Source organism: Dyadobacter sp. HNCC25DJ187 (genome assembly GCF_056895255.1).
On the sequence record NZ_JBXHAT010000002.1, the window covers coordinates 2,404,004 to 2,428,364 of the forward strand.

At 42.7% G+C, this 24,361-nt stretch carries 17 protein-coding genes; 10 read left to right on the forward strand and 7 right to left on the reverse strand.

Annotated features, from left to right (window positions below; all coding sequences use genetic code 11):
• Window positions 1-14: 14 nt before the first annotated feature.
• Both AC1XUE_RS20920 and AC1XUE_RS20925 read right to left on the reverse strand, forming a co-directional pair.
• A complete protein-coding gene (locus tag AC1XUE_RS20920) occupies window positions 15-3,290 on the reverse strand; it encodes a SusC/RagA family TonB-linked outer membrane protein (protein WP_483357932.1) in 3,276 nt (1,091 codons plus the stop codon).
• A gap of 355 nt (window positions 3,291-3,645) precedes the next feature.
• Window positions 3,646-4,302: a hypothetical protein gene (locus tag AC1XUE_RS20925; protein ID WP_483357933.1), complete on the reverse strand. Its 657-nt coding sequence runs from the start codon at window positions 4,300-4,302 to the stop codon at window positions 3,646-3,648.
• Window positions 4,303-4,445: 143 nt separating this feature from the next.
• Between AC1XUE_RS20925 and AC1XUE_RS20930 the strand changes: the two genes are divergently transcribed.
• Window positions 4,446-5,897, forward strand: a complete 1,452-nt coding sequence (locus tag AC1XUE_RS20930) for an NADH-quinone oxidoreductase subunit N (protein WP_483357934.1) — start codon at window positions 4,446-4,448, stop codon at window positions 5,895-5,897.
• Between the two features lie 70 nt (window positions 5,898-5,967).
• On the opposite strand, the gene AC1XUE_RS20935 is transcribed toward AC1XUE_RS20930, so the two are convergent.
• From AC1XUE_RS20935 to AC1XUE_RS20945, 3 genes are all read right to left on the reverse strand, one after another.
• On the reverse strand, window positions 5,968-6,831 hold the full coding sequence (locus tag AC1XUE_RS20935; protein ID WP_483357935.1) for a TraB/GumN family protein: 864 nt from the start codon (window positions 6,829-6,831) through the stop codon (window positions 5,968-5,970).
• Entirely contained in the window at window positions 6,828-6,983 is a 156-nt protein-coding gene (locus AC1XUE_RS20940) for a hypothetical protein (RefSeq protein ID WP_483357936.1), read from the reverse strand. Before AC1XUE_RS20940 ends, AC1XUE_RS20935 begins: the two co-directional genes overlap by 4 nt.
• 65 nt (window positions 6,984-7,048) lie before the next feature.
• Window positions 7,049-8,641 carry a M28 family peptidase gene (locus tag AC1XUE_RS20945; RefSeq protein ID WP_483357937.1) on the reverse strand — a complete coding sequence of 531 codons (1,593 nt, stop codon included), beginning with the start codon at window positions 8,639-8,641 and terminating at the stop codon, window positions 7,049-7,051.
• A gap of 437 nt (window positions 8,642-9,078) precedes the next feature.
• Between AC1XUE_RS20945 and typA the strand changes: the two genes are divergently transcribed.
• The 6 genes from typA to AC1XUE_RS20975 all read left to right on the forward strand — a co-directional run bounded on the left by typA (window position 9,079) and on the right by AC1XUE_RS20975 (window position 16,571).
• Window positions 9,079-10,893 (forward strand): translational GTPase TypA, encoded by a 1,815-nt coding sequence (gene typA, locus AC1XUE_RS20950; protein WP_483357938.1) that lies wholly within the window; start codon window positions 9,079-9,081, stop codon window positions 10,891-10,893.
• Window positions 10,894-11,453: 560 nt separating this feature from the next.
• Window positions 11,454-12,728, forward strand: coding sequence for a Glu/Leu/Phe/Val family dehydrogenase (locus tag AC1XUE_RS20955; protein WP_483357939.1), 1,275 nt, complete (start codon window positions 11,454-11,456; stop codon window positions 12,726-12,728).
• A 260-nt stretch (window positions 12,729-12,988) separates the two neighbouring features.
• A complete protein-coding gene (locus AC1XUE_RS20960; protein ID WP_483357940.1) occupies window positions 12,989-14,083 on the forward strand; it encodes a sensor histidine kinase in 1,095 nt (364 codons plus the stop codon).
• Window positions 14,084-14,148: 65 nt separating this feature from the next.
• Window positions 14,149-14,448, forward strand: a complete 300-nt coding sequence (locus tag AC1XUE_RS20965; RefSeq protein ID WP_483357941.1) for a Dabb family protein — start codon at window positions 14,149-14,151, stop codon at window positions 14,446-14,448.
• Window positions 14,449-14,734: 286 nt separating this feature from the next.
• The gene (locus tag AC1XUE_RS20970) at window positions 14,735-15,028 is read left to right on the forward strand and encodes a hypothetical protein (RefSeq protein WP_483357942.1); all 294 of its coding nucleotides are present in this window, start codon (window positions 14,735-14,737) and stop codon (window positions 15,026-15,028) included.
• Window positions 15,029-15,185: 157 nt separating this feature from the next.
• Window positions 15,186-16,571: a high affinity choline transporter 1 gene (locus tag AC1XUE_RS20975; RefSeq protein ID WP_483358020.1), complete on the forward strand. Its 1,386-nt coding sequence runs from the start codon at window positions 15,186-15,188 to the stop codon at window positions 16,569-16,571.
• A gap of 67 nt (window positions 16,572-16,638) precedes the next feature.
• Here AC1XUE_RS20975 and AC1XUE_RS20980 read toward each other — a convergent pair whose 3' ends face one another.
• Together AC1XUE_RS20980 and AC1XUE_RS20985 are read right to left on the reverse strand one after the other, a co-directional pair.
• Window positions 16,639-17,694 (reverse strand): Gfo/Idh/MocA family oxidoreductase, encoded by a 1,056-nt coding sequence (locus AC1XUE_RS20980; protein WP_483357943.1) that lies wholly within the window; start codon window positions 17,692-17,694, stop codon window positions 16,639-16,641.
• A 9-nt stretch (window positions 17,695-17,703) separates the two neighbouring features.
• The gene (locus tag AC1XUE_RS20985; RefSeq protein WP_483357944.1) at window positions 17,704-18,498 is read right to left on the reverse strand and encodes an SDR family NAD(P)-dependent oxidoreductase; all 795 of its coding nucleotides are present in this window, start codon (window positions 18,496-18,498) and stop codon (window positions 17,704-17,706) included.
• 253 nt (window positions 18,499-18,751) lie between these two features.
• Between AC1XUE_RS20985 and AC1XUE_RS20990 the strand changes: the two genes are divergently transcribed.
• From AC1XUE_RS20990 to AC1XUE_RS21000, 3 genes are all read left to right on the forward strand, one after another.
• Window positions 18,752-19,642, forward strand: a complete 891-nt coding sequence (locus tag AC1XUE_RS20990; RefSeq protein ID WP_483357945.1) for a DMT family transporter — start codon at window positions 18,752-18,754, stop codon at window positions 19,640-19,642.
• 165 nt (window positions 19,643-19,807) lie between these two features.
• On the forward strand, window positions 19,808-22,591 hold the full coding sequence (locus tag AC1XUE_RS20995; RefSeq protein ID WP_483357946.1) for a DUF6797 domain-containing protein: 2,784 nt from the start codon (window positions 19,808-19,810) through the stop codon (window positions 22,589-22,591).
• A gap of 478 nt (window positions 22,592-23,069) precedes the next feature.
• Window positions 23,070-24,296, forward strand: a complete 1,227-nt coding sequence (locus AC1XUE_RS21000; RefSeq protein WP_483357947.1) for a GDSL-type esterase/lipase family protein — start codon at window positions 23,070-23,072, stop codon at window positions 24,294-24,296.
• Window positions 24,297-24,361 lie beyond the last annotated feature (65 nt).

Genomic DNA, 24,361 nt, shown 5'->3' on the forward strand with positions numbered 1-24,361 from the left:
ATCAAGAATAAAGATTAAAATTGAATTTCAAGACCGAAAGAATAGCGTCTCTGGAATGGGTAAGCATAGCCCCATCCACTTGCTGTTCTTTTAGTCGGGTCGGCTTTATCGACATTATCAGTAATCGATTCAGGATCGAAGAACTTTTTCACTTTTGAGATTTCACCCAAATTTTCACCACTTGCATAAACCCTGAGGCGGGAGATTTTAACTCTCTCAGTCAGGCGCGATGGTAATGTATAACCCACTGTCAGGTTTTTAAGACGCAGATAAGCACCGCTCAACATGTACTTGGTTTGAGGCACTGCCAGACCCTGAGCTTCATCAATACGCTCTCCCAGGTTTCTGTCAGCCAGCCAGGATTGTAACACAGGAAATTTCGAATTGGTATTCGCATCGGCAAGGCCTGCATCCAGATATGCCTGAGAATGTTTGGCACGCTGCACATCACTGTCAGCTGTTCCGCGGTAAAAATCAAGCAAATGCTCATATCCACCGGCATAAGGTTGCTGATAGAAACCCCAGTACAGATAGTTGAGAGGATAATAATCCATTTTACCAATACCTTGTACGAAGGCACGTACATCAAAGCCTTTCCAATCTGCTCCCAGGTTCACACCGAAGCGCAGACGTGGCAACATATTCCCAATGACGGACAAATCCTTTGGGTTATCAACCGTAGTTCCTTTTTCAATTTTTCCATTACCATCCAGATCCTGGTATTTTGGCCAGCCTGGTACAATTGAAAGCGCGCCCCAAGGGATCATCTGTGACTGATCAAGGGCATCTATTTCCTGCTGATTTTGGAAAAATCCATCACTTTTTAGCCCCCAGATATCACCCATGTGCATTCCCTTATAGTATTGGGTGATGGAGTTGGAAGGGTTGTCGAAAGAAGTAATGCGCGAACGGTTGTCCGACAAATTAAACTTTGCACTGAAATTCAGCGGACTTCCGCCTACATTAAAGTCGTTGTCGTACCCTACAGACAATTCCCATCCGTTCGTCATCAGATCTGCAGCATTTTCGTTGGGCTCCTGTGCGCCCAGTACGTCCGGCAAATCTTTACCTTTAGTAAGCATTCCCTTCGTAGTACGGCTATAATAATCGAACGAAGCAGTAACCTTTTGTTGGAAAAAGCCCATATCCACACCAATATTCCGTGAAGCAACCTTCTCCCATGTATAATTGGGTGAAACCAATTGCGGAGCCAATATTTTTTGGGGAACATTTCCACCAATCATATAAGTACTTCGAAGGGTTTCCATGGTTGCGATATAACCATACTCATCCACAAACTGGTTACCCAATAAACCGTACGATCCACGGATTTTGAATGAGTTGATGACCGGTGCAATGGGTTTCCAGAAATCTTCTCCGTCCACTTTCCAGGCAGCAGAAGCTGATGGGAAAAAACCAAAACGCTTGTTCTTTGGAAACTTCGAAGAACCATCATAACGCCCGTTAAACTCGACAATATATTTGTCGTTGTATATGTAGTTCAACCTGTAAAAAGCTCCGCGTATGGCCCACTCACGAACTTGCTCAGCTACCTGCATATCACCAGTAGCCAGTCCGATACTTGGTAACGAAGTAGAAATCACACCGGCGCGCTGAGCACTGTACCATTCCTTACGGTTTGACTCCTGATTATAACCTAAAATCGCAGTTACATTCTGCTTTCCAAATTGCTTATTAAAGGTCGAATAAGCATTAAATACAGAGTAAGTAGTATTGTCAGCTCTGCGGTAGGCAATGTTATTTCCTTCTTCGCGAATATCCGTAGGCCCGTAACCAATACGGATTTTAGATTGGTTTCCTGCAAAATTGATATTCTCTCTGCGGGCGGTATAATCTGCATTAAAACGCAATGCATCCTCAAAGAAAGTAAGCTCGGTATTGAACGTGGTCTGGAACATATTGCTTTTATCGTCATATCGGCCACCGTCTGTCAGTCTGGCTGATTCACGACCTACGTCCGTATTAGCCCATGAACCATCCGGATTTTTGTCCCAGCTCGTAGGGAAGAGGTTATATAATCCTTGTATTGAAAGCTGGTAGGGTCTTGTTCTTTGTGTAAGGGCGATAGAAGTATTATTTCCTATGGATAACCATTTGTAAGGTTTGAAATTCACCTTACCTCTGGTTGTATACCGGTTAAACTTATCCTCGGCAATACGTAAAGCTCCATTTTGAGAATCGTAAGCGCCGGACAGGTAATAGCTTGTATTACCAGACTTACCCGCCAGAGAAATATTATGACGTTGAGAAACTGTAAAATTGTCCAAAAACTGCTTGGTCCAGTCTCTGTTTCCCATGTATTCGTATAATGAATTATCCAGAGGATTAAGTCTTACCGGATCTGTTCCGTTAGGATTATCCGAACGGTTTTTAGCCCATTCATATTGGCTATCCGTATAATTCACATTGTCCCACGGCGTATTGTCGGTAGATGTTTCCAGCAACCGCATATAGATATACGGATCCGTAATTTTATTAGGCATTACTGTAGGCTTACCCCATGAAAAGTTGTTGGTATAGTCTATTGTCAAACCATCTTTCATTCCTGACTTCGTGGTAATCAGGATCACTCCAAAAGCAGCACGCGCACCATAGATGGCAGCAGAAGAAGCATCTTTGAGCACAGAGATCGTTTTGATATCCGACGGAGCAATAAAATTAAGCTCTGCAGCATCCACAGGAACGTTGTCTACAAGTATAAGCGGGTTTCCACCATTGATAGAGGTAAATCCACGAATGTTAATATTCGGAGCTTTTCCCGGCTCGCCACTTGCAAAGTCAATATTCAGGTTGGGAACTGCTCCCTGCAATCCCTGCGCCACATTCTGAATAGGTCGCGCTTGCAACACTTTGCTATCCACTACGTCAACGGCTCCCGAAAGATTTTCCTTTTTCTGAGCACCGTATCCCACCACAACAACCTCTTGTAAATTGGAAGCGTCCACATCCAAAACAACGTCAACCGTATTACGATTACCAATTACTTTCTCCTGTGCCTTATAACCGATAAACGAAAAAACAAGTACAGATCCAGGATTAACATCTGAAATGGTATAGCTACCATTGCCATCCGTCACTGTACCACGCTGACTACCTTTTAGCAGAATATTAACACCGGGCAGCACTTCGCCGTTATTTACGCCCGTTACCTGACCAGAAATTGTAACTCCCTGGGAGTAAGAAGAAATACTGGACAATACCGTCATTGCAAGCGCAATTGCTCTCCATAGCCTGACACTGCCTATACTCACTTGTAAAACATAATTCATAATGAATAGAGTTTAAGGAAACTTAGTGAAACTGATGATGTGGTTACATTTTTCGAAAGGCAAAATTCATGAATGCGATTTAGTAAGAGGTTAAGAGAATGTTAACGAATGATGAATTTATTTTGATTGAACGTTCATTCAATCAAAAATATAATTTTTTTATCAAAAAATAATCTTCTATCAATAAAGCTGTGATTTTGAGCATAAAAAAACCGGCACATATGGTATGTGCCGGTAGTGGTAACATTAAAAATTTTGAACTGAAGAGCGATATTTTTATTTGTATATCGCCCTGAGCTTAGCGGTAAGTTTTAGAAAATACTTGAGCAGAAGCTTGATACACGGTTAATACATGCTAATTATCTCCTCCCCTGCCCGCTTTGTAAGAATCATATTCTTCCAATAATTTCACAAGGTCATCATCCCCATCAAATTCCAGATTTTCCTCCTTAATCACGTAATTCATTTTATTTTTTTCATCTGAAAGTAATTTCAGGAAACTATTTTTTTTGTTCAGCATGACAGGCGTTATCTTGTTATCTTTCTCAATGTACAGCAAGGCATCGTGCTCCATCGTTCTGGTAGCACTGGCTTTTTCTGCTGTAATTTCGCTTTGATAACGTTTCAAAAGTTTAACATTACCATCGTACATCACTCTGTAAAAACTTTGTTCTGTCAATCCTTTTGCAGCAGGAAAGCCACTTCGAAAGATGTATAGGTCGGTTCCGGACGCAATCGTAAATTCTTTCACTCCATCTGAAATGCGAAACGAAGCAGAATCCTTCTTGTATTCGACCTGATCGTTTTTTACGTCATAACGCATAGATACACCATCATAAAACTGATCGTTTGTGGTGCGGATCGAGCCGGGGTACCATTTAGATAACAGATACACACTGTTTCCCGCGGGTTCGTTGACAGGTGTTCCATTTAATGACCCAAGATCCTGCGCCTGCGCCAGGCCTGAGATAAGGACAGTTACGCACATCAAAACACTTCGTAAATAATTCATAATAAGATTGTTTAGTTTAACAAAAGCTGTAACCTATTCAGGTGTATGTAAAAAAAGAGCGATTCTTACTTTTAAATCCCCTCCACCTCCTAGAATCCCTACCATCTTTATGTACTTTTGCTTAAAAAATTGTACCCGCTCAATTGGAAATAAACGAACAGCTCATACATATACGACAAAGTTTGTCGGGAATTGGCCCTGAGATTTTCCTGGGTCTTTTCTTCTGCTTTTTCCTTTTATCCGAACTGCTTTTGATGAAGTGGTCAAAAAAGGATCAAATCTCAGGAATTCTTCACAACATAGCGATTGCAGGCAGTATTATAGCGTTAGTGCTGGTTCTCGGGCAATGGCGGAACGAGGCTTCCTATCGGTTTTATCCGTTGTTGTTTCTGGATACACAAGCAGTCTTTTTTAAAGTTTTGATCATTGTTGCATGGATGCTCACACTCACTCATGTAAAAGTGTTGAAATATGATTTCCCACCGGAATTCAATGCTTTACTTATAGCTACTGTAGCAGGCCTCAACCTGCTCACCATGTCGACGCATTTACTTACCATCTATCTTACACTTGAACTTATTTCGATCAGTTCTTACATTCTTGTATCGCTGTCACCTTTCAAAAAAGCAGCAGAAGGCGGACTTAAATACCTGCTTTTCGGAGCAGCGAGTTCGGCAGTGATGCTTTATGGGATTTCGCTGATATATGGCCTCACAGGCACTATGGACATTACCAATCAGGCACTTACAGCCGGATTAATGGAAAACTCGTCCCTTGTAATCACCGCAGCAATCGTTATGACCCTGGGAGGTTTACTTTTCAAACTATCGCTCGTCCCATTTCACGTGTGGACGCCCGATGTGTATGAATCAAGTCCTACTCCGCTCGTTTCATTTCTTTCAGTTGCCCCAAAAGCTGCAGTTGTGCTTGTACTCATGCGTCTTGCAGGTATATTCCCTTCGGAGTATTTTCCTATTCTGGGAGGCATTGCTTTAATCAGTATCACTGTAGGAAATGTTGCGGCACTCTGGCAGTCCAACGCCAGACGTCTTCTTGCCTATTCGTCCATTGCACAGGCTGGCTATCTTCTTGTAGGTATTGCAGCATATAGCAGATTTGGCTTCGAATCAGCTGTCTTCTATACAGCGGCCTATCTGTTCATTAATATGGCTGCATTTTTCATGATCGATTTACTCGCTCCGCATTCTCAAACTTCTCTTCAGGATTTTGAAGGATTGGGCAGAAAAGCAGTATGGGTATCCGGTACACTTACGGTGATCATGATCGCACTGGCAGGTCTTCCACCTACGGTGGGATTTACTTCTAAACTACTCATCTTCTCGTCGCTGTGGGAAAGTTACCAGCAACAAAATGAATCTTGGATGCTATGGTTACTTGTGGGTGGTGTACTGAATGCAGCCATTGCATTGGCGTATTATCTGCGATTGCCTTATCTGTTGTTTTTCAAAGAGACCAAATCTACAGGAAATACAACGACTGCAACAGGCAACGTCTTATCCGGACTTCTGACTGCAATCGTACTTTATTTGTTCTTCAAACCTGAGTGGCTGATGAACTGGATCGCTTCTTTTTAATCCCATTCTGATATTAAAAAGTAAAGGCCGCCGGAACATTCCAACGGCCTTTACTTTTTAAATACCCTTACTACTGCTTTACCGCAGTGATAGTATATCCTTCCTTTCTCAAAAGGGCGATAACACCTTTTTCTCCGCCCAAATGAGCCGCACCTACGGCAATTAGCGTGGGCTTTTCAGCTACTATCTTTTCAATACGTCCGATCCATTTTTTATTTCTATCATACAGCATGATATCCTGGTTCTCTTCCATACCAAAACTACTTTTGGTCGTAGCTGTATACAGCTGCTGAATGTTCTCCGACTTATAGAGATTTACGAGATCCCTGAACTCCTTACGCGCCTGAGACATACTATCAATCATCGAAAGCAACATTTTCACCTGATCTTTGTAAGGTATGGTATCAAAAATTGTCATTTGCTCTTCTACCGTTTCCAGACCAATCACTTCAGATTTTTGTTTACCAGCAAGTTCTACCAATGCCATTTCGTAAGACTTGGGCTCACAACCCAATACAGAAGTAAACAGCGGCCCCATCAATACGAATGGTTTGGCATTTTCAAACATAGTCAAACCAACACCAACCGAGTCCTTATAGAACTGCGCCAGGCGCTTGTATTCAGCATCGGATAAAAGTTGGCTTAGTTTGCTACCATCTTTCATGTTCATGGTCTGCATCATCTTTGCCATCATCGCAGGATCATCCATATCCATTTCAAGTGCTACCTGCTCTGTTTTGGTGATGGCTGATTTCAAGGCATCACTCAGAAAAAAATCATCAGGACAGACCAGGTGTATAGTCCCGAAAAGGTAAGATGGTTTTGTAACTCCGGGACTTTTTATTTCCCAAAGCAGTGCATTTTCGGTTGGTATCTGCGCATCTACTTTTAAAGTAATAAGTGCGAATAAGAAGAGTAATAATCCTTTTTTCATAAGTTTTTCATTTTCCGGTTTGAACGGCCATAGCCGGTCTGAACGGTTTGCGACATCGCATTAGTAACTTCTCCATGCAGCCTCACCATGTGATGAAGACCGGAACGTCTCAGGTCTGGACGGCCATAGCCGGACTGAACGGCTGTCGACATCACATTAATCCACTTTCCGTGCAGCCTCACTGCGTGATGCAGACCGGAAAATTCCTGACCAGAAATTACTCCTTATTACTATCCACAATAATCCGTTCGTCACGATTCACCAATTCCCAGGCAGTATGGAAAACAAGTTTCACAATGCCAGACTGTTTGTCGAAAAGGATTTTTTCAACGTCATCACCCGGACGGTGGTAGTCTTCGTGCACACCTGTAAAATAGAAGATAACAGGTACTCCCTTTTTCGCAAAGTTGTAATGATCTGAACGGTAATAGAAACGGTTAGGATCCTTCGGATCGTTGAATCTGTAGTCCAGGTTGTAATTGACATACTTTTTATTCGCTTCCTCACTCACTGCATGTAATTGAGATGAAAGCTTATCAGAACCGATCAGATACACATATTTGTGGTCATCCTTATGCGCTTCATCCACACGACCAATCATATCGATATTCAGATTGGCAATTGTATTTTTGAGCGGTAACAAAGGATTCTCAGAATAGAACTCAGAACCGAAGAGGCCTTTTTCTTCACCTGTTACATTCAGGAAAAGAATACTCCTTCTAGGACCTTTTCCTTCCGCTTTTGCTTTACCAAATGCCTCAGCCAACTCCAGCAGGGAAACTGTTCCCGAACCATCATCATCTGCTCCATTATTGATTTCGCCGTTAGGAGAAATACCGATATGATCAAGGTGAGCGCTAATTACCAGTACTTCATCCTTTTTATCTGTCCCTTCAAGATACGCAGCTACGTTTTCAGTTTCTACGATGTCCGTTTTCCTCTCCGCTTTCAAACTCACATTTCCTTTGATCGTTTTCGAAATAGGCGCACTATTTTTCTCAATATCTGCCTTTTCCTTCATCAGCTTGGATCCTGTGGTATTCAAGATCTGAGCAGCAATTGCCGGCGTTATAACAAAAGTGGCTACTTTATTTGGCGATTCTTCTATACGATTGAGTGTGAGAGGACTATATCTTCTTGCCATTACAGTACGCTGACGAATTTCCTTATCCAGGTCATCGCCGGTTTTGTCTGTAATCATCAAAACATACTTCGCACCTTTTTCCAGCGCTAATTTGGCTTTATTCTGCCATGCTACAGGCCCTGTCCATTTAGACTTCTCATCCGAGCCACTCAACATATATTTACCGTTTTTCAGCCTTGGCTCTCCCTCAAAAACGATTACTGCTTTGTCTTTCACATCCAGGTTGGCATAGTCGTTATATGCCGCTTCCTGAATACCAAAGCCAGCCAATATTACCTGTGTGCTTACTTCCTGCGGAATATCAAGAATCCCGTTCAAATAAAAATCTTTATTAAATCCATACGTTTTGTTTCCAGCTTTCACATATACCTCGCCGAAACCACGCTTATAAAGATTATATTTTTGCAGGAAGGATTTCGAACCATCAGCTGCTGTGGCGATGGGCTGCAGGCCATATTCCTTAAAATGCTTTACAACATATTCTGCCGCTTTTTTCTGTCCGGGCGAACCAGTGTCTCTTCCTTCCAGACTGTCAGAAGCAATAATCACCAAATGTTTCTTCAAATCTGCAGGTGTAATGGTCTCTGCATATTTCGCAGCATTATCCTGAGCATAGGTTAAAGTGCTTACAGACAGGAACAAACCTGTCAATATTCTCTTATTCATAGGAATAATTAAGTGTTCAATAATTCTACAAAGAAACTAAACGCCGCTATGGATACAAAATGGAAACTCAAGGCACTTGGGTTTCTTAAAATTGCTCATTTTCAATACTTTTATGTAAAGGTGATTCCATTATGCTATTCATAGTAGCTTAAAACTGGCTTTGACAAACAGAAAACCGCTCCTATATCAACCTAACTACGTGATCATAGTTAGAACAATTTGTTAAACAATTGTTAACGTTTTTGCACTTCTCGTGGTTTAAAGCGCAGTTTTGATCAATCAACAATAAATTAATTGTAAAATACTGTTATTCAGTGAAAAACTAATTACCTTTGCACCCTGTTTGCTGAAACTTCACCATAAACTAAGCAGACCGGCAAGTCCGCAAAAAACAAAAACTACGGGACGACCACCGTAAACAATTGATCCATAAAACAATGCAAGCCATTCGTAACATCGCAATCATTGCGCACGTTGACCACGGTAAAACAACATTGGTTGACAAAATCATTCACGCTTCAAAGTTATTTCGCGATAACCAGGAGTTTGATGACCTTATTCTGGACAACAACGACCTGGAAAGGGAGAGGGGAATTACCATCGTTTCGAAAAACGTATCGGTAAGATATAAAGACACTAAGATCAACGTAATTGATACTCCAGGTCACGCCGACTTTGGGGGTGAAGTAGAACGTGTACTTAAGATGGCTGATGGTGTTATCCTTTTGGTGGATGCATTCGAAGGTCCTATGCCACAGACACGTTTCGTATTGGGTAAGGCGATCGACCTTGGCCTTAAGCCAATCGTTGTAGTTAACAAAGTAGATAAAGAAAACTGCCGTCCGGAAGAAGTTCAGGAAAATGTATTTGACCTGATGTTCAACCTGGGTGCCACTGAAGACCAGCTTGACTTCGTAACTGTTTACGGTTCTTCGAAACAAGGATGGATGGGCCCGGATTGGCAGAACAAAACTGAAGATATTACATTCCTGCTTGATACAATTCTGGAATCAATTCCTGAGCCGGTTATTGAGGAAGGTACGCTTCAGATGCAGATCACTTCTTTGGATTACAACGCTTTTGTTGGTCGTATTGCGATCGGTCGTGTAAAACGCGGTTCTATCAAAGAAGGACAGACATTGTCGCTTTGCAAAGCTGATGGTGTGATCAAAAAGGTAAAAGTAAAAGAATTGCAGATTTTCGAAGGACTTGGTAAAGTAAAAGTTACCGAAGTTGGAGCAGGCGATATTTGTGCTGTAACTGGTATCGAAGATTTCGAAATTGGTGATACACTTGCTGATCTTGAAAATCCTGAGCCAATCGCTCGTATTGCTGTTGATGAGCCAACTATGAACATGTTGTTCACCATCAATAACTCTCCGTTCTTTGGTAAGGAAGGTAAATTTGTTACTTCTCGTCACCTTCGTGACCGTCTATTAAAAGAAACAGAGAAAAACCTTGCACTTCGTGTTGAACCAACAGATACTGAAGATAAATTCCTTGTATTCGGACGTGGTATTCTTCACTTGTCAGTTCTGATCGAAACGATGCGTCGTGAAGGTTATGAATTGCAATTGGGCCAGCCACAGGTATTGTTCAAAACAGATGAGAATGGCGAACGTTTGGAACCGATAGAAACATTGGTTGTTGACGTACCTGAATCAACTGCGGGTAAAGTAATCGAATTGGCTACTCAGCGTAAAGGTGAGTTGTTGATCATGGAACCAAAAGGAGATTTGCAACACCTTGAATTCCTGATTCCTTCAAGAGGTTTGATCGGTCTTCGTTCGAACGTATTGACTTCAACGCAGGGAGAGGCTGTAATGACACACCGTTTCAAAGAATTTGGTACTTTCCGCGGACCAATCCCGGGACGTATCAGTGGATCTATCATTTCTAAAAATACAGGTCCTGCAACGGGTTACACCATTGACAAATTACAGGATCGCGGACGTTTCTTCGTGGAACCAGGTGATGAAATATACGGTGGACAGGTAATTGGAGAACACAATCGTCCTAACGACATTGTTGTGAACCTTCAGGAAGCGAAAAAATTGACGAACATGCGTGCTTCAGGTACAGATGATGGTTTGAGAATCGCTCCGAAAATTAACTTCTCACTGGAAGAATCTATGGAGTATATCCAGAAAGATGAATACCTTGAAGTTACGCCGCAGAACATCCGTATGCGTAAGATCTATCTTGAAGAAAATGATCGTAAGCGTTATGCTTCAAAAATCGAGATGGTTTAATTATCTTATTCAAGTTTATATATTAAACAAAGGAAGCGCACGATGCGCTTCCTTTTTTGTTATCGGCATAACCTGCCCACTTTATGCTGTATGCCTAGCGCATTTAAAGAATACAACCCTATATTTCCTACCAATATCTTATATCTACCGGCATTTTCGATATTACTCGACAAATGTCCGGGCCAGCTTCAATCGCATAGCGATGCAATATAGGTAGACCACAAAACCCATCATAAGTCTAAATCCCGTCAGGGATAAAACAGAAATAAAGACAAATTCCAATATTCTCCTGTCAAATAAAATTTTGCCATCCTTTTCTTTTTCTTCTATTCCAAAAAAGTCATATAATCTTCCATTTAATTTGGACGAATGGCATAATTCTATTCAATCCTTTTAAGCTTCATTCCAAGCATGAAACAATATACTTTCTCGATTTTATTGTATCATTTTAAGAAAATTTAGTTTTTTGCTTTTATCTTTCTAAATACAGTATGTTTGTATAAGCAAAATTATTAATTTAATTAAATCGCTTTAAATCAACAATTTAATACTAAATAGTAATGTCATATATAGAACCTGCTCCAATTAAAGATAAAGAGAATCCATTGGAGTCCATGATGCAAAGATTTGATAAAGCTGTAGAGCTTTTAGGCATATCTGAAGAAATGTATCATATCCTGAAAGTACCTCGCAAACAGGTTATTGTCGGTCTGCCTGTAACGATGGATTCCGGTGAGATCAAAACTTTCGAAGGTTATCGTGTGATCCACTCCACCATCTTGGGTCCTAGTAAGGGAGGGATTCGCTTTGACCCCGGCGTGAATCTGGATGAAGTCAGAGCGCTTGCTGCATGGATGACCTGGAAATGTGCTGTTGTAGATATTCCCTACGGCGGAGCCAAAGGTGGTATCGCATGTAACCCCAGGGAAATGTCGGCTGGAGAAATGGAGCGTCTGATGCGTGCCTATACAACCTCCATGCTGGATGTTTTCGGACCTGATCAGGATATTCCTGCGCCGGATATGGGAACGGGCCCTCGCGAAATGGCATGGCTGATGGACGAATATTCCAAATCCAAAGGCATGACAGTTCCAGCCGTTGTTACAGGCAAGCCGTTAGTACTGGGCGGGTCTCTCGGGCGTACTGAAGCTACCGGTCGCGGAGTAATGGTTTCTGCTCTGGCTGGTATGGAGAAATTAAGGATTAATCCCTACCGTGCAACAGCGGTGGTACAGGGATTTGGAAATGTAGGATCGCATGCAGCATTGTTGTTGAAAGACCGTGGTGTGGCTATTCATGCTATCAGTGATATTTCAGGTGCCTATTATAACGACAAGGGGATTGATATTGCTGCTGCTGTAGCTTACCGAGACAATAACAAAGGATCTCTGGAAGGCTTCACCGGAGCAGAACTGATTTCAGGAGATGACCTGTTCACAATTCCTGTTGACGTACTTGTTCCGGCTGCAAAAGAAGATGTTATCACAAGGAGAAATGTCGAAAGTATTCAGGCCAAAATGATTGTGGAAGGTGCTAACGGACCTACTTCATCTAAAGCTGATGATATCATCAATGAAAAGGGCATCATGGTTGTACCTGATATTCTTGCCAACGCCGGCGGTGTTACCGTTTCGTATTTTGAATGGGTGCAAAACAGAATCGGCTACAAATGGACACTGGAAAGGGTTAACCGCAGAACTGACCGGATTATGAAAGATTCGTTCGATAAGGTGTATGAAACTTCGGTAAAATATAAAGTATCGCTTCGCATCGCCGCCTACATCGTTGCCATCGATAAGGTATCGAGCACATACAAATACAGAGGCGGTTTCTAATCAAAAATAACAGAATTCAGAAAAGGAGGGAGTCGGTCAGGCTTCCTCCTTTTTGTTTTAGACAAACCGAATATTACCTCAGTATTAACAATATTATCCTAACATCAACAAACCGCATTTTCCTTGTGACAGAGTGTTAACTTTGTGAGGCGCAAAGGGAATGAGACTATGGGCATGGGGGGCTACTATCTTTTGCCCTTACCCCTCTGCCCAACACCCTCCGCCATAACAATTAACGACTAACCATTGACAATTAAAAAATGTCTCTCAGTCCCCGATTTATTGCATTTATATTGGCATTTCTTATTTCAGCTATCACTACGGCGTTTCTTGCTTTTGTGGATGGAGCCAATGTGAGCATGCTATTTGTGGCAGCTATAGCAGCTTTTTTATCCTCTTTCTTTCTGGTTCTTTACGCCGTGGATATTCTGGTTTTCAGGGAAGTGAATAAGATGTACCGTACCATTCACAAACTGAAAATGCGGGATTTTAATATGACCCCACGTAAAAAGCTGATTCAGGAGTCGAATCCTATGAAGACGATCAATGATGAAATCTTTGTATACGTAACCAAAAAACAAAAGGAGATTGATGAATTGAAAAAGCTTGAACTGTTCCGTCGCGAGTTTCTTGCCGATGTTTCACATGAGTTTAAGACACCCATTTTCGCAGCTCAGGGATTTATCCACACTTTGCTGGACGGAGCGATGGAAGATGACAATGTGCGTGAACGTTTCCTGAGAAAGGCAGCTAACAACCTCGACAGTCTGGATGTACTTGTAAAAGATTTGCTGGTGTTGTCCCAAATGGAAACAGGAGATATCAAGATGAACATGACGCGGATTGATATTCGAAGAATGACGATCAACATTTTCAGCAGACTGGAAACCGTAGCATCTCAGAGAAATATCTCATTAAGGGTAAAGCCGGAAGATCTGGAGGCAGTTTGGGTAATGGCTGACCAGGATCGGATGGAACAGGTTATGCTCAATCTGATTGAAAACGCAATTAAATATGGTAATGAAGATGGCAAAGTGATTGTACATTTCAGCGAAACAAAAAAACATGTGGAAATATCAGTACGTGACAACGGGCCGGGTATTCCTCAGGAACATCTTAACCGAATTTTTGAACGTTTTTATCGGGTTGATAAGAGCAGATCAAAAGAGCGTGGCGGTACAGGACTGGGACTTGCCATTGTAAAACACATCATTAATGCACACGATACAAAAATTGCCGTTTTGTCGAAACCTGATAAGGGTACCACTTTTTCATTTAAACTGGAAAAGTCACTGATTGATCAGCAGCAGGAAAAAGAAATCCCTGATCCGGCTAAATCCGAAGTAAATTCTTAACTATTGCTTCTTTTCTACGAAATTAGTGCCCGACAATCTGTTCAATTCTTATAATTCTATTTAACATGTTCGTACACAACGTATTTTTCTGGCTGAAAGAAAAAGATAATGAAGAGGCCCGTGCACAACTACTGGCTGGTATTAAATCACTTGAAGCAATTGAGTCTATCAAATCTGTATATATCGGTCCTCCGGCAGCAACACGTCGTCCTGTGATCGATGCCAGTTATGACTTTGCTGAAATTCTGATCTTCGACGACGAAGCGGGTCATGATGTGTATCAGGTCCATCCGCTTCATAAGAAATTTGTTGAAGAAAACGCACATCTCTGGGAAAAGGTAGTCATTTATGACGTAGAAGCATAGAAGCGATTTCCATCAGAATTCTTCATAAAAGGGTTGTCCTAAGTCTGAGACTTATGCGCAACCCTTTCTCTTTAGTTAGCCACATTTTCTCCACATCGTTATCCACAGTCCATTTGTGGATAAGTTGTTGACAAATAAATTAAACACTCAAACACAGGAAGTTATATGTTAAATACCTATTATCCACAGTGTGGATAACTATACTTATTAACATTTGTTTGAACTTATCGGGGCACTATCCTGTGCTGCGAAACGTTATATATGTATCAACAAAGTGATTTCAGCCATGACTAAAAATAGAATAGGGGTAGCAATTATCGCGACTTTGATAATGGCAGTTACCATTTCTTCATGTACGTATAGGTCTTACCATCCGGGCTACGACTATGGCTACGGTTACAGGGCTTATCCACCACCACCTCCACCACGAAGAGTTGTGGTTGTAAGACCGGCACCGCCACCAAGGGTCGTGTATCGTCAGAATAGAAAAGCTAAACATTACTATCGAGGCAATAGCAGAAACAGCAGAAATAATTCCCGTGAATATGGTCATAATGGCCGTACACGCGGACCGAGATAGATCTCTGATCAGTGTATAAGTACCCCGGGGAGCAGCGAAACGCTGCTCCTTTTTTTATAAATACCTCAAAAACAATACGCTTTTTATTTCCGGGCTTGCTTTATCCATGCAGGAAGTTTTTGTTTGCATTCTCAAACAGGACACCTACTCTCTTCACATGCTAGCAATCGCCATTGTCGGATACCTTATTTTAAACCTGATCATTGGCCTTTGGGCTTCAAAGCGCATTCATACAACTACTGATTTTGTACTAGCCGGTCGGAAGCTACCACTCATTCTGGCAGCGTCTGCAACATTCGCCACCTGGTTCGGTTCCGAAACGATCATGGGTGCACCATCAGAATTCATTCAACATGGTATGCTGGGCGTGATAGAAGATCCTTTTGGAGCAGCCTTATGTCTCTTTCTGGTTGGGGTGTTCTTTGCCAGGCGTTTCTATAAAATGAACATCATTACATTCTGCGATTTTTTCAGAATACGTTACGGAAGAAATGCAGAGTTACTTTCTGCAATACTCATCATTCCATCCTATTTCAGCTGGATCGCCGCACAGCTCCTTGCCATGGGAATTGTGCTGAAAATTGTGTTGGGGCTGCCATTAACCGAATGTATTCTGCTTAGCTCGGTGGTAGTGGTTCTCTATACAATCTGGGGCGGTATGTGGTCCATATCTATCACTGATTTCATCCAAACGATTACAATCATTCTCGGTTTACTGATTGTGGCAGTGGTTTTATATGAAAAAGTCGGAGGATTTACACCCTTAATCATGGCTGCACCTAAGAATTTCTTCCGGTTTTATCCTGAATTCAGTTTCAAAAGTTACGCCGAATATTTTGCTGCCTGGATCACCATCGGACTGGGATCAATCCCCCAGCAGGATGTTTTTCAACGCGTCATGTCGGCAAAGTCTGCTGATGTTTCTGTGAAAGCTACATTACTTTCATCGCTGATGTATCTTTCAGTGGCACTACTTCCATTATTTATCAGCCTTTGCGGACACTATCTGTATCCAACCAACACCACCGACAAACAAATGATTATTCCAAATATGGTGTTGCAGCATATGAGCCTCCCTCTTCAAATCATGTTTTTTGGCGCACTGGTATCAGCCATTCTGAGTACAACGAGCAGTGCCATCATGGCCCCTGCAGCTGTGTTAGGAGAAAATATTGTCAAGTTTTTCAAACCAGACCTTACAGACAAACAGCTTCTTGCTATTATTCGTATTGGCATTGTGCTCATTACCGCGGTCTGTATCTATATGGCCGCAACAAGAGAAAGCATTTTCGAGCTCGTAGCTGAATCTTCTGCATTCAGTCTTGTGTGTCTCTTTATTCCGCTTGCTGCAGGTATGTACTGGAAAAGCACCAACCAAACTGGCTGCATCATTTCCATGTTGGCAGGATTGGTAGTGTGGCTGGTTTGCGTCAGGATTGAAACAAAATACCCTCCTTTACTCTATGGCTTGCTGGCAAGTTTTATTGGAATGCCGGCAGGCAGTTTTTTTGGCCAAAAACAGAAGATCATGAAAGCTATGTAGCTCTAATAAAAAACTGGCCAACTGATTCAAATGTTATCAGCCAGCCAGTTTTGATACTACTTTCTAATTACAGTGTAATCACTCGCTTCTCAGCGTCACTTCTCAAAGCGGCGTCAATGATCGTCATCGTATTTACACCGTCGGCCGATGTCACTGGTTCTGCTATGTTATTAACGATGGAATCATATACACCTTCAAAATAATCCAGGTAGCTTCCCTTTTCTGTTTCCACCAACTCGCGCTTCACTACGCCGTCGACCTCCGTATGTAAAACACCACGTTTTTCTTCCGGTTCAGTACACCAGTCAGTTGTATTTGGCTTCTCGCCCGCCACCAGTTTGTCTTCCTGCAAGTCTCCGCGGCTTTTCAGGAAAGAACCCTTCAATCCTTGCAACACATACGCCGGCACGGCTTCTCTGGCTACAAATCCGCCTTTCAGTCTCACTCTCAGTTGATCATAAAACAACAACAGCTCGAAGTAATCATTCACTACTGATCCCGGGCGAACGATGCGTAAATCAGCAAAAACGGCATTCGGCATACCAAACAACGAAAGTGCCTGATCCGTAATATGCGAACCTCTGTCGCGCAACAAGCCCGAACCCGGAGTCGGTGTTTCAAGATGCGCCTTAGGACTCAGTTCAGGTGTGTGCTGCTCATAAGAAAACGTCACTTCCACCAACTCTCCCAAAACCCCCTGATCCACAATGCGTTTCACGGTTTTAAAATCGCTATCCCATCTTCTGTTCTGAAATACAGACAGCTTTAAACCTTTTTCCTGTGCCAGCGCGTGCAATTCCTGCGCTTCTGCCAGCGATACGGTAAAGGCCTTTTCCACAACCGCATGTTTGCCCGCCAGCAATACCTTTTTTGTGTATTCAAAATGAGAGTCAATCGGCGTATTCACAATCACCAGCTCCACTTCCTCATCCTCCAGAACAGACTCCAGTGAAGGGTAACTTTTTACTTCAGGATAATCCTGTTGAATTAATTTTTTGCTTCGCTCCCATGATCCGGTGATCTCAAATCCGGGATGCAAAGCCAGAAATGGCGCATGAAAAATTTTGCCTGACATCCCGTAGGACAACAGGGCAGTTTTGATTATTCTTTGTTCAGAAGACATATTGTTATTTTAAATGATAAACTTCGCTACTCCTCCATCCACTTTTAAAGCTGCACCATTGGTTGCAGATGATAGTGGGCTCGCTACATACACAACCAGATTGGCAATTTCTTCAACAGTTGCAAAGCGCTGCAGCAATGATGAGGGTCTTGCCGTTTTGAAAAAATCCTTTTCGGCTTCCTCAGCAGTCACGTTGGCCCCACTTGCCAATTGCTTCACAAACTCCCCTACTCCTTCTGATTTTGTCGGACCAGGTAAAATGGCATTCACAGTTACCTGCGTTCCTTTCGTAAGCTCAGCCAATCCCCGGCTTACAGCCAATTGCATTGTTTTAGTCGCTCCGTAATGGATCATTTCTTCCGGAATATTGACCGCTGACTCACTGGAAATAAAAATAATTCTGCCCCAGTCCTTCGCCATCATATTTGAAAAAAAGTGCCTTGCCAACCGAACACCACTCATTACGTTAACTTCGAAGAAACGGAACCAGTCTTCATCAGGTATTTCGATAAAAGGCTTCGGCTCAAAAATACCAGCATTATTGATCAGAATATCAATATCCGGAAGATTCTCCAGCATTACATTCACTTCTTCCACTTTGGAAAAGTCTGCTGCCACACCTGATATTTGTGCATCCGGCACCAGCGACCTGAGCTTTTCAATCGCTTCAACAACCCTGATCTCCGACCTTCCGTTGATGATTACCGCCGCTCCTTCTTCCAGTAACTTATGAGCAATCGCAAATCCGATTCCTTGTGTAGAGCCGCTTACGAATGCTGTTTTTCCTGTTAATTGTAAATCCATGTGATGTGATTTTGATACCCAAAGATTTTAAAACGTATAGATGTCTGAAATCAATCCCTCAAAATGGCTTTTTAGCTATTTATACCACACAATCTGGCTTCGTTTCAATAATAACAGATACCGTATCTACCTGTAGAAAGCCATCAGTCATGTAAGACTTTGATCCTGCTCAGGACAATTTTATGTCTAAATCAGAGCCTGACGCACCAAATGTGGCACAGTACACCTACTTTTACGACACTATTACTACGATATGAAAAAAGCTTTTATTCAACTGCATATAGCCATTCTTCTGGCCGGATTCACAGGTGTTTTCGGAAAATTGATCACCCTTAATGAAGGGCTGCTGGTTTGGTACCGCATGATCATATCGGGCATCCTGCTACTGCTGATATTAGGAGCCTCCAACAGGCTCAAAGCGGTATCAGTAAAAGATTTTCGTCAAATCGCGTTTGTCGGATTTCTGCTGGGTATTCACTGGATTTTCTTTTATGGCAGCATCAAATATTCCAACATTTCGGTAGGCGTTGTCTGTTTTTCGCTGAACGGATTCTTTACTGCCGTTTTGGCTCCGTTCATTAACAAGAAAAAAATCGACTTCTCGGAAATCCTGCTGAGCTGTCTCACCCTGCTTGGGATTGTGCTCATATTCAGTTTTGATTCCAAATACCGCCTGGGAATTTCGCTCGGCATTGTTTCCTCGTTGCTGGCCGCCTTATATACCATTGCCAACGAGCGACTTGCACACCAATACAAAAGTGAAACCATTACAGTATATCAGATGACAGGCGGGGCTATGGCGATCGGGCTACTGATACCTATTTATCTTCATTTTTTCCCGGTAGCTACACTCATTCCTTCCATGAGTGACTTCTCCTATCTGGTATTACTTGCACTTTTCTGCACGGTATTGCTTTATTTGTTATTGACACAGGCACTGAAAAAAATATCCGCGTTCACGGTTAATCTCAGTTTCAACCTGGAACCTGTTTATACTATTGCGCTCGCCATCTTTTTCTATAAAGAAAATAAGGAGCTTAGTGCGCCATTTTATATCGGGCTGGCATTAATTGTCCTTTCTGTGGTTCTACAAATGATGAAGGTGTACGACCAGAATAAGAAGAGCAGAGCTTTGGCTAACTGATACGGAGGAAGTCGTATATGGGAATCAGAATGCAAATGATTGAAAAATAAAATACAGTTTTAAAGTAATTCCTACACTGTGAGGGACTTTAGACCAATACTGTTTTAATCCATCAGGGAAATTTTATAAAAGTATCAAGTTGCATTTTTATTCTTAAACGCCGACATGCTCACTCCTTTCCAAACTTGCCGCAAGTACATCGGCATTATTTCAGTAGGAATCACGATTACAACAACCCTCTTTCTTACAGGTTATACAGACCAGAGAGAAGTATCGTCATACCCAGTCGACAGTTTGGAGCTGAATCCTTTTGTAGAACCTGGTTTTCCATTTATACCAGGCTCACTGGATGCCCGAAAACTTGGTAGTGGTTTCCCTGACGATAACATGGCAGGAAGAATAGTATCTATTCCGGTTGGAGACAATGCCTACGTAGCTTTTGATACGGACCTGTTGCGCTGGTCAGCAGCCTGGACAGGCAAATTCCTTCCTATGGTGCTCATGGCGCAGATTTCCTACAAGGATTTTTTCAATAAAAACAATCAGGTTCCAACCATAATCGGCAAGCCAAAAATCGCAACGGGCTTGTATGCGGGCTGGTCGACTCAGAAACCGGACTATACACACATCCGAACCAGATCAGCGGAAGAACACAATTGGGATCCGATGCCAGCGGAAGAAGGCAGGTGGAAAGGTGTATTTGCGTATGGTAAAAATGCGATTCTGAATTATACGGTTGGAAAAACAGAAATATTCGAAATGCCGGGCGGAGCTGTGTTCGGCGATCAACAGGTATTTACGAGGAGCTTTCGTTTTGCAAGTCATGACAAAGATCTTTACCTGACGGCGGCCGAAGTAACCAACGCTACGGGAGCCGAAGCCAATGGAAGAATGGCTGTACTTTATCACGGTGTAACTAAAGACAGTATCACAGCGCTTGTTATTACAGGAAAAGGTAAGTTCGCGCTGCAACCCGGGACTGAGCAAAACCGATTCCTGACGGTGAAAGTACCTGCTTCTGACAAGACTTCAGAAACCGCCATCGCAGTTTGGAAAGGACCGGCATCTAAGAAAGCGGCGTTTGAAAAATTCGCACGTAAGTACCCTGTTTCCTTCCCTGACTTCCAAAAAGGAGGACCTGCCTATTGGAACGAAACAATTACAACCAAAGGAAAACTCTCACCTGATACAGCCGCATTTGTAACGGACCAGCTGGCATTACCACTACCAAATCCCTGGAAAAGAAATGTACGCATTGCTGATATTGCATTTCATGCTGATGGCCGTGCCGCGGCTGTAACCTTCGAGGGTGATGTATGGACCGTACAAGGCATTGATAAAGATCTTCAGCATATCAAATGGCGCCGGTTTGCTTCCGGACTGCATGAGCCTATGAGCATCGAGATCGTACGTGATACGCTGTACGTATTCGGTCGGGAAGGGATTGTACGCTTGCATGACCTCAATAAAGATGGATCTGCAGATTATTACGAAAATTTCTCTAACGTCATGGCACAATCTGCCGAGTCCAGAGAATGGGCCGCAGATATGGTATTGGGACCCGACGGCTGTTTTTATATTGCCAAAGGCGGTAGCCAAAGCAACGGGCCGGGTGTATCCAAGCAAGTGGCCAAAGGTTTCCGCGAAGGCTCCCGCCACAACGGTACAGTAATGAAGATTTCCAAAGACGGTCTCAGTTATGATATCATAGCCACGGGTTTACGCGGGCCTTATCTGGGTATGAACCCAAAAACAGGTATGTTAACCGCCTCCGATCAGCAAGGAAATTTTGTACCATCTACACCGATTTATCTAATCAAAAAAGGAGATTACTTCGGAGTGCCGGCTACAGAGCACCGCAAAGACAATCCCCCCATTACACCGGCACTTACCTGGCTTCCTCACCGTGTCGACCGGTCGAGTATCAGTCAGGCGTGGGCTACGAGTGATAAAATGGGGCCATTGAACGATAACCTTATTCACTTCTCTTTTGCAAGACCAGGTCTTTTTAGAGTATTGATTGACAGTTCTGCCGCCGTTACGCAAGGTGGTGTTTCTTACATTCACGCCAATTATCCTGCACCTACTTCCAAGGGCACGATTAACCCTGTGGACGGACAAATGTATATCACAGGATTCAATCTTTGGGGATCGAGTTCTAAGGGGATCAGCGCGTTGATGCGTATGCGGTATACGGGTAAACCCAGCTACATGCCCAATCAGTTTCGCGCAGGAGAACAGGGCATTATGCTTTACTTTGACTCTGAGCTGGATGCCGGCAGCGTATCGGATGCAGCTAATTTTCAGGTAAAAAGATGGAATTACAAACGTACACAGGAATATGGTTCCGGGCATTTTAAACTGGACGGCAGTACAGGTGAGGAGACATTAAATGTGGTAGCATCTTATCTGTCGGCAGACAAGAAAAAGGTATTGTTGCTGGTACAGGATATGAAAGAAGTGATGCAGGTGGACGTAGCCTACCAGCTCAAATTCAAAGACGGCAAACAATTGAATGATCATTTCTATTTCACACTGAATAACCTTTCTGCTCTGGATCCTGCAAGTTTTGGATTCTCGTCTGTAGATCTGGCTTTATTGAAAGTAAAACAACCCGAACCTGTAGCGGCAACAGAAAAAGAAGAAGTGGCGAGTGCTGAAAAAGGTAAGGAATTATTCCAGAAAATGGCATGTTTCGGCTGCCACTCAGAGGGTACGCAGGTCAAAGGTATGTACGGCCCTCCTTTCCAGAATCTTTATAAATCTATGCGTCATTTTGAAGACGGCACTTCAGCCATTGCGGATGAAAAGTACATCCGCGAATCCATCCTGAGCCCGGGTGTCAAAATTATCAAAGGCTATAATGAAGAAATGCCATCATTTGTCGGGATACTTTCGGATAATGATATTGAATCAATTACGCTGTATATTAAGAGTTTGAAGAAATAAAGCGTTCGCCCCGATTTGTAATCGGGGCATTATTGGTTGAGCGTTTGTAACGCGATTAATGGCTGGTTCTATAGTCAGTTTCTATTCCGGTGCGCTGCACCTTTGGGAATTACTCAAATTGAATTTTCTACAAATATTACGGTGCTCTGCACGTTCCCATCTGCCGGGCACCATCTCCTCTCCAGTAACCTTCTGCCTCAAACCCATATCCCCATGCCCCCACTCCAAACCCCTTTGCCCTTCTCCCCAAATCCCTAATATTATATTGACATCATCTTATCTTTTTTTACCACAAAAATGATGTAAAACACTCATTATCAGGGCATGTATTTCACAACTGTCATTTACCTCATTTTTTTTACTTTCTATTACCATTAATTTCTTTCGAAAAGCTTCTTTATCCATTGTTGAAGTGATTGGCTGTAACCATATCGTGACTTCAGCAATTCCTGTATTCCTTTACCTAATCCAAAAGTGCATGAGAAAGATGAAAGTACCGGTCTCGGTAGGCTCTGTATTGCTTTGTATGTTTCTGCTATGCAGATCCGCTGTTGCCCAGAGTCCTTCACAGGCACCATTTGAATTAAAAGATGGCGATAAAGTAGTTTTTCTCGGCAATTCCCTGTTTGAAAATGAGTTTCAATCGGGCTATCTGGAACTTGCGCTTACCACGCGCTTTCCCGGACGGCATGTCACTTTCCGGAATCTTGGCTGGACAGGCGACAATGTCTGGGGACAAGCCCGAAGCACCTATACTAATCCGCCTACGCCTTATCAACATCTGATCAATCAGCTGACCGGTGCCAAACCGACTCTGGTTTTCATTGCTTATGGTGGTGTGGAAGCACAGGACGGACAAGCCGGACTCGCCAGGTTCAACGAAGGGTATAATCAACTTCTTGATAAAATAGATGCGTTGGGAGCAAAGTCAATTTTACTTTCCACAACGCCCGTTATTTTTGAAGATACTTCCGCTCATATCAGTCAGCGAAATGCAGATTTGAAACTGTATAATACAGAAATCTCAAAAATAGCGACGAGTCGCAAGAAGCAATTTATCGATATATACAGTCCGATTGAAGCCCTGGCAAAGAATACGCTGATTATTGAAAACGGCTCACATCTGAATGAAACGGGGTATTTCCATCTGGCTCAGATACTACAGAAAAGTCTGGGAATTCCTTATGAAGTGAAGGATATCAACATTGCAATCGGCAAGAGCGGATCAGAAGCAACAGCTCCTGCGCAGATATCTCAAAATGTGGAGGGAGCTACTGTACAGTTCACTATTCAGGAAAATACACTCCCTCTTCCTTTGCCAAAGGCACTTCCAACTACATCTGCTCCACTCAGAAAAGTAAAAATCACTGGTCTGAAAAAAGGCTTTTATACCCTCACAGCGGATCAGCAGCAAATTGCCGCCGCTTCCGCAAAAGAGTGGGCGGAAGGGGTAACGATCAGTCAGGGACCCGACTATTACCAGGTGAAGCAGGTACAGGAAATGATTCAGAAAAAGAATGATCAGTTTTTCTTCCAGTACAGACCATTGAACCGAACCTACATTCTCGGTTTCCGTGCTTATGAGCAAGGCAGACATGCAAAGGGGCTGGAGGACCAGAGCCTGATCATGAAATGGCTGGAAGGACAAATTGCAACACATGGTGTCCCGAAGCAACGTGTGTATGAGCTAAAAATGCTGAAATAAGCCAGCTGAAGTATTCTATTTCAAACGAATTCACCATCAAATTTAACAAAGCCAACAGCCGATTG

What these genes read in the sequence shown, in the direction of transcription:
- AC1XUE_RS20940 (WP_483357936.1), bottom strand. Translation starts at nt 6,983, where the DNA reads ATGTCGACAGCCGTTCAGTCCGGCTATGGCCGTCCAGACCTGAGACGT.
- AC1XUE_RS20955 (WP_483357939.1), top strand. Translation starts at nt 11,454, where the DNA reads ATGTCATATATAGAACCTGCTCCAATTAAAGATAAAGAGAATCCATTG.
- AC1XUE_RS20965 (WP_483357941.1), top strand. Translation starts at nt 14,149, where the DNA reads ATGTTCGTACACAACGTATTTTTCTGGCTGAAAGAAAAAGATAATGAA.
- AC1XUE_RS20960 (WP_483357940.1), top strand. Translation starts at nt 12,989, where the DNA reads ATGTCTCTCAGTCCCCGATTTATTGCATTTATATTGGCATTTCTTATT.
- AC1XUE_RS20985 (WP_483357944.1), bottom strand. Translation starts at nt 18,498, where the DNA reads ATGGATTTACAATTAACAGGAAAAACAGCATTCGTAAGCGGCTCTACA.
- AC1XUE_RS20975 (WP_483358020.1), top strand. Translation starts at nt 15,186, where the DNA reads ATGCTAGCAATCGCCATTGTCGGATACCTTATTTTAAACCTGATCATT.
- typA (WP_483357938.1), top strand. Translation starts at nt 9,079, where the DNA reads ATGCAAGCCATTCGTAACATCGCAATCATTGCGCACGTTGACCACGGT.
- AC1XUE_RS20980 (WP_483357943.1), bottom strand. Translation starts at nt 17,694, where the DNA reads ATGTCTTCTGAACAAAGAATAATCAAAACTGCCCTGTTGTCCTACGGG.
- AC1XUE_RS20920 (WP_483357932.1), bottom strand. Translation starts at nt 3,290, where the DNA reads ATGAATTATGTTTTACAAGTGAGTATAGGCAGTGTCAGGCTATGGAGA.
- AC1XUE_RS20945 (WP_483357937.1), bottom strand. Translation starts at nt 8,641, where the DNA reads ATGAATAAGAGAATATTGACAGGTTTGTTCCTGTCTGTAAGCACTTTA.
- AC1XUE_RS21000 (WP_483357947.1), top strand. Translation starts at nt 23,070, where the DNA reads ATGAGAAAGATGAAAGTACCGGTCTCGGTAGGCTCTGTATTGCTTTGT.
- AC1XUE_RS20925 (WP_483357933.1), bottom strand. Translation starts at nt 4,302, where the DNA reads ATGAATTATTTACGAAGTGTTTTGATGTGCGTAACTGTCCTTATCTCA.
- AC1XUE_RS20995 (WP_483357946.1), top strand. Translation starts at nt 19,808, where the DNA reads ATGCTCACTCCTTTCCAAACTTGCCGCAAGTACATCGGCATTATTTCA.
- AC1XUE_RS20990 (WP_483357945.1), top strand. Translation starts at nt 18,752, where the DNA reads ATGAAAAAAGCTTTTATTCAACTGCATATAGCCATTCTTCTGGCCGGA.
- AC1XUE_RS20970 (WP_483357942.1), top strand. Translation starts at nt 14,735, where the DNA reads ATGACTAAAAATAGAATAGGGGTAGCAATTATCGCGACTTTGATAATG.
- AC1XUE_RS20935 (WP_483357935.1), bottom strand. Translation starts at nt 6,831, where the DNA reads ATGAAAAAAGGATTATTACTCTTCTTATTCGCACTTATTACTTTAAAA.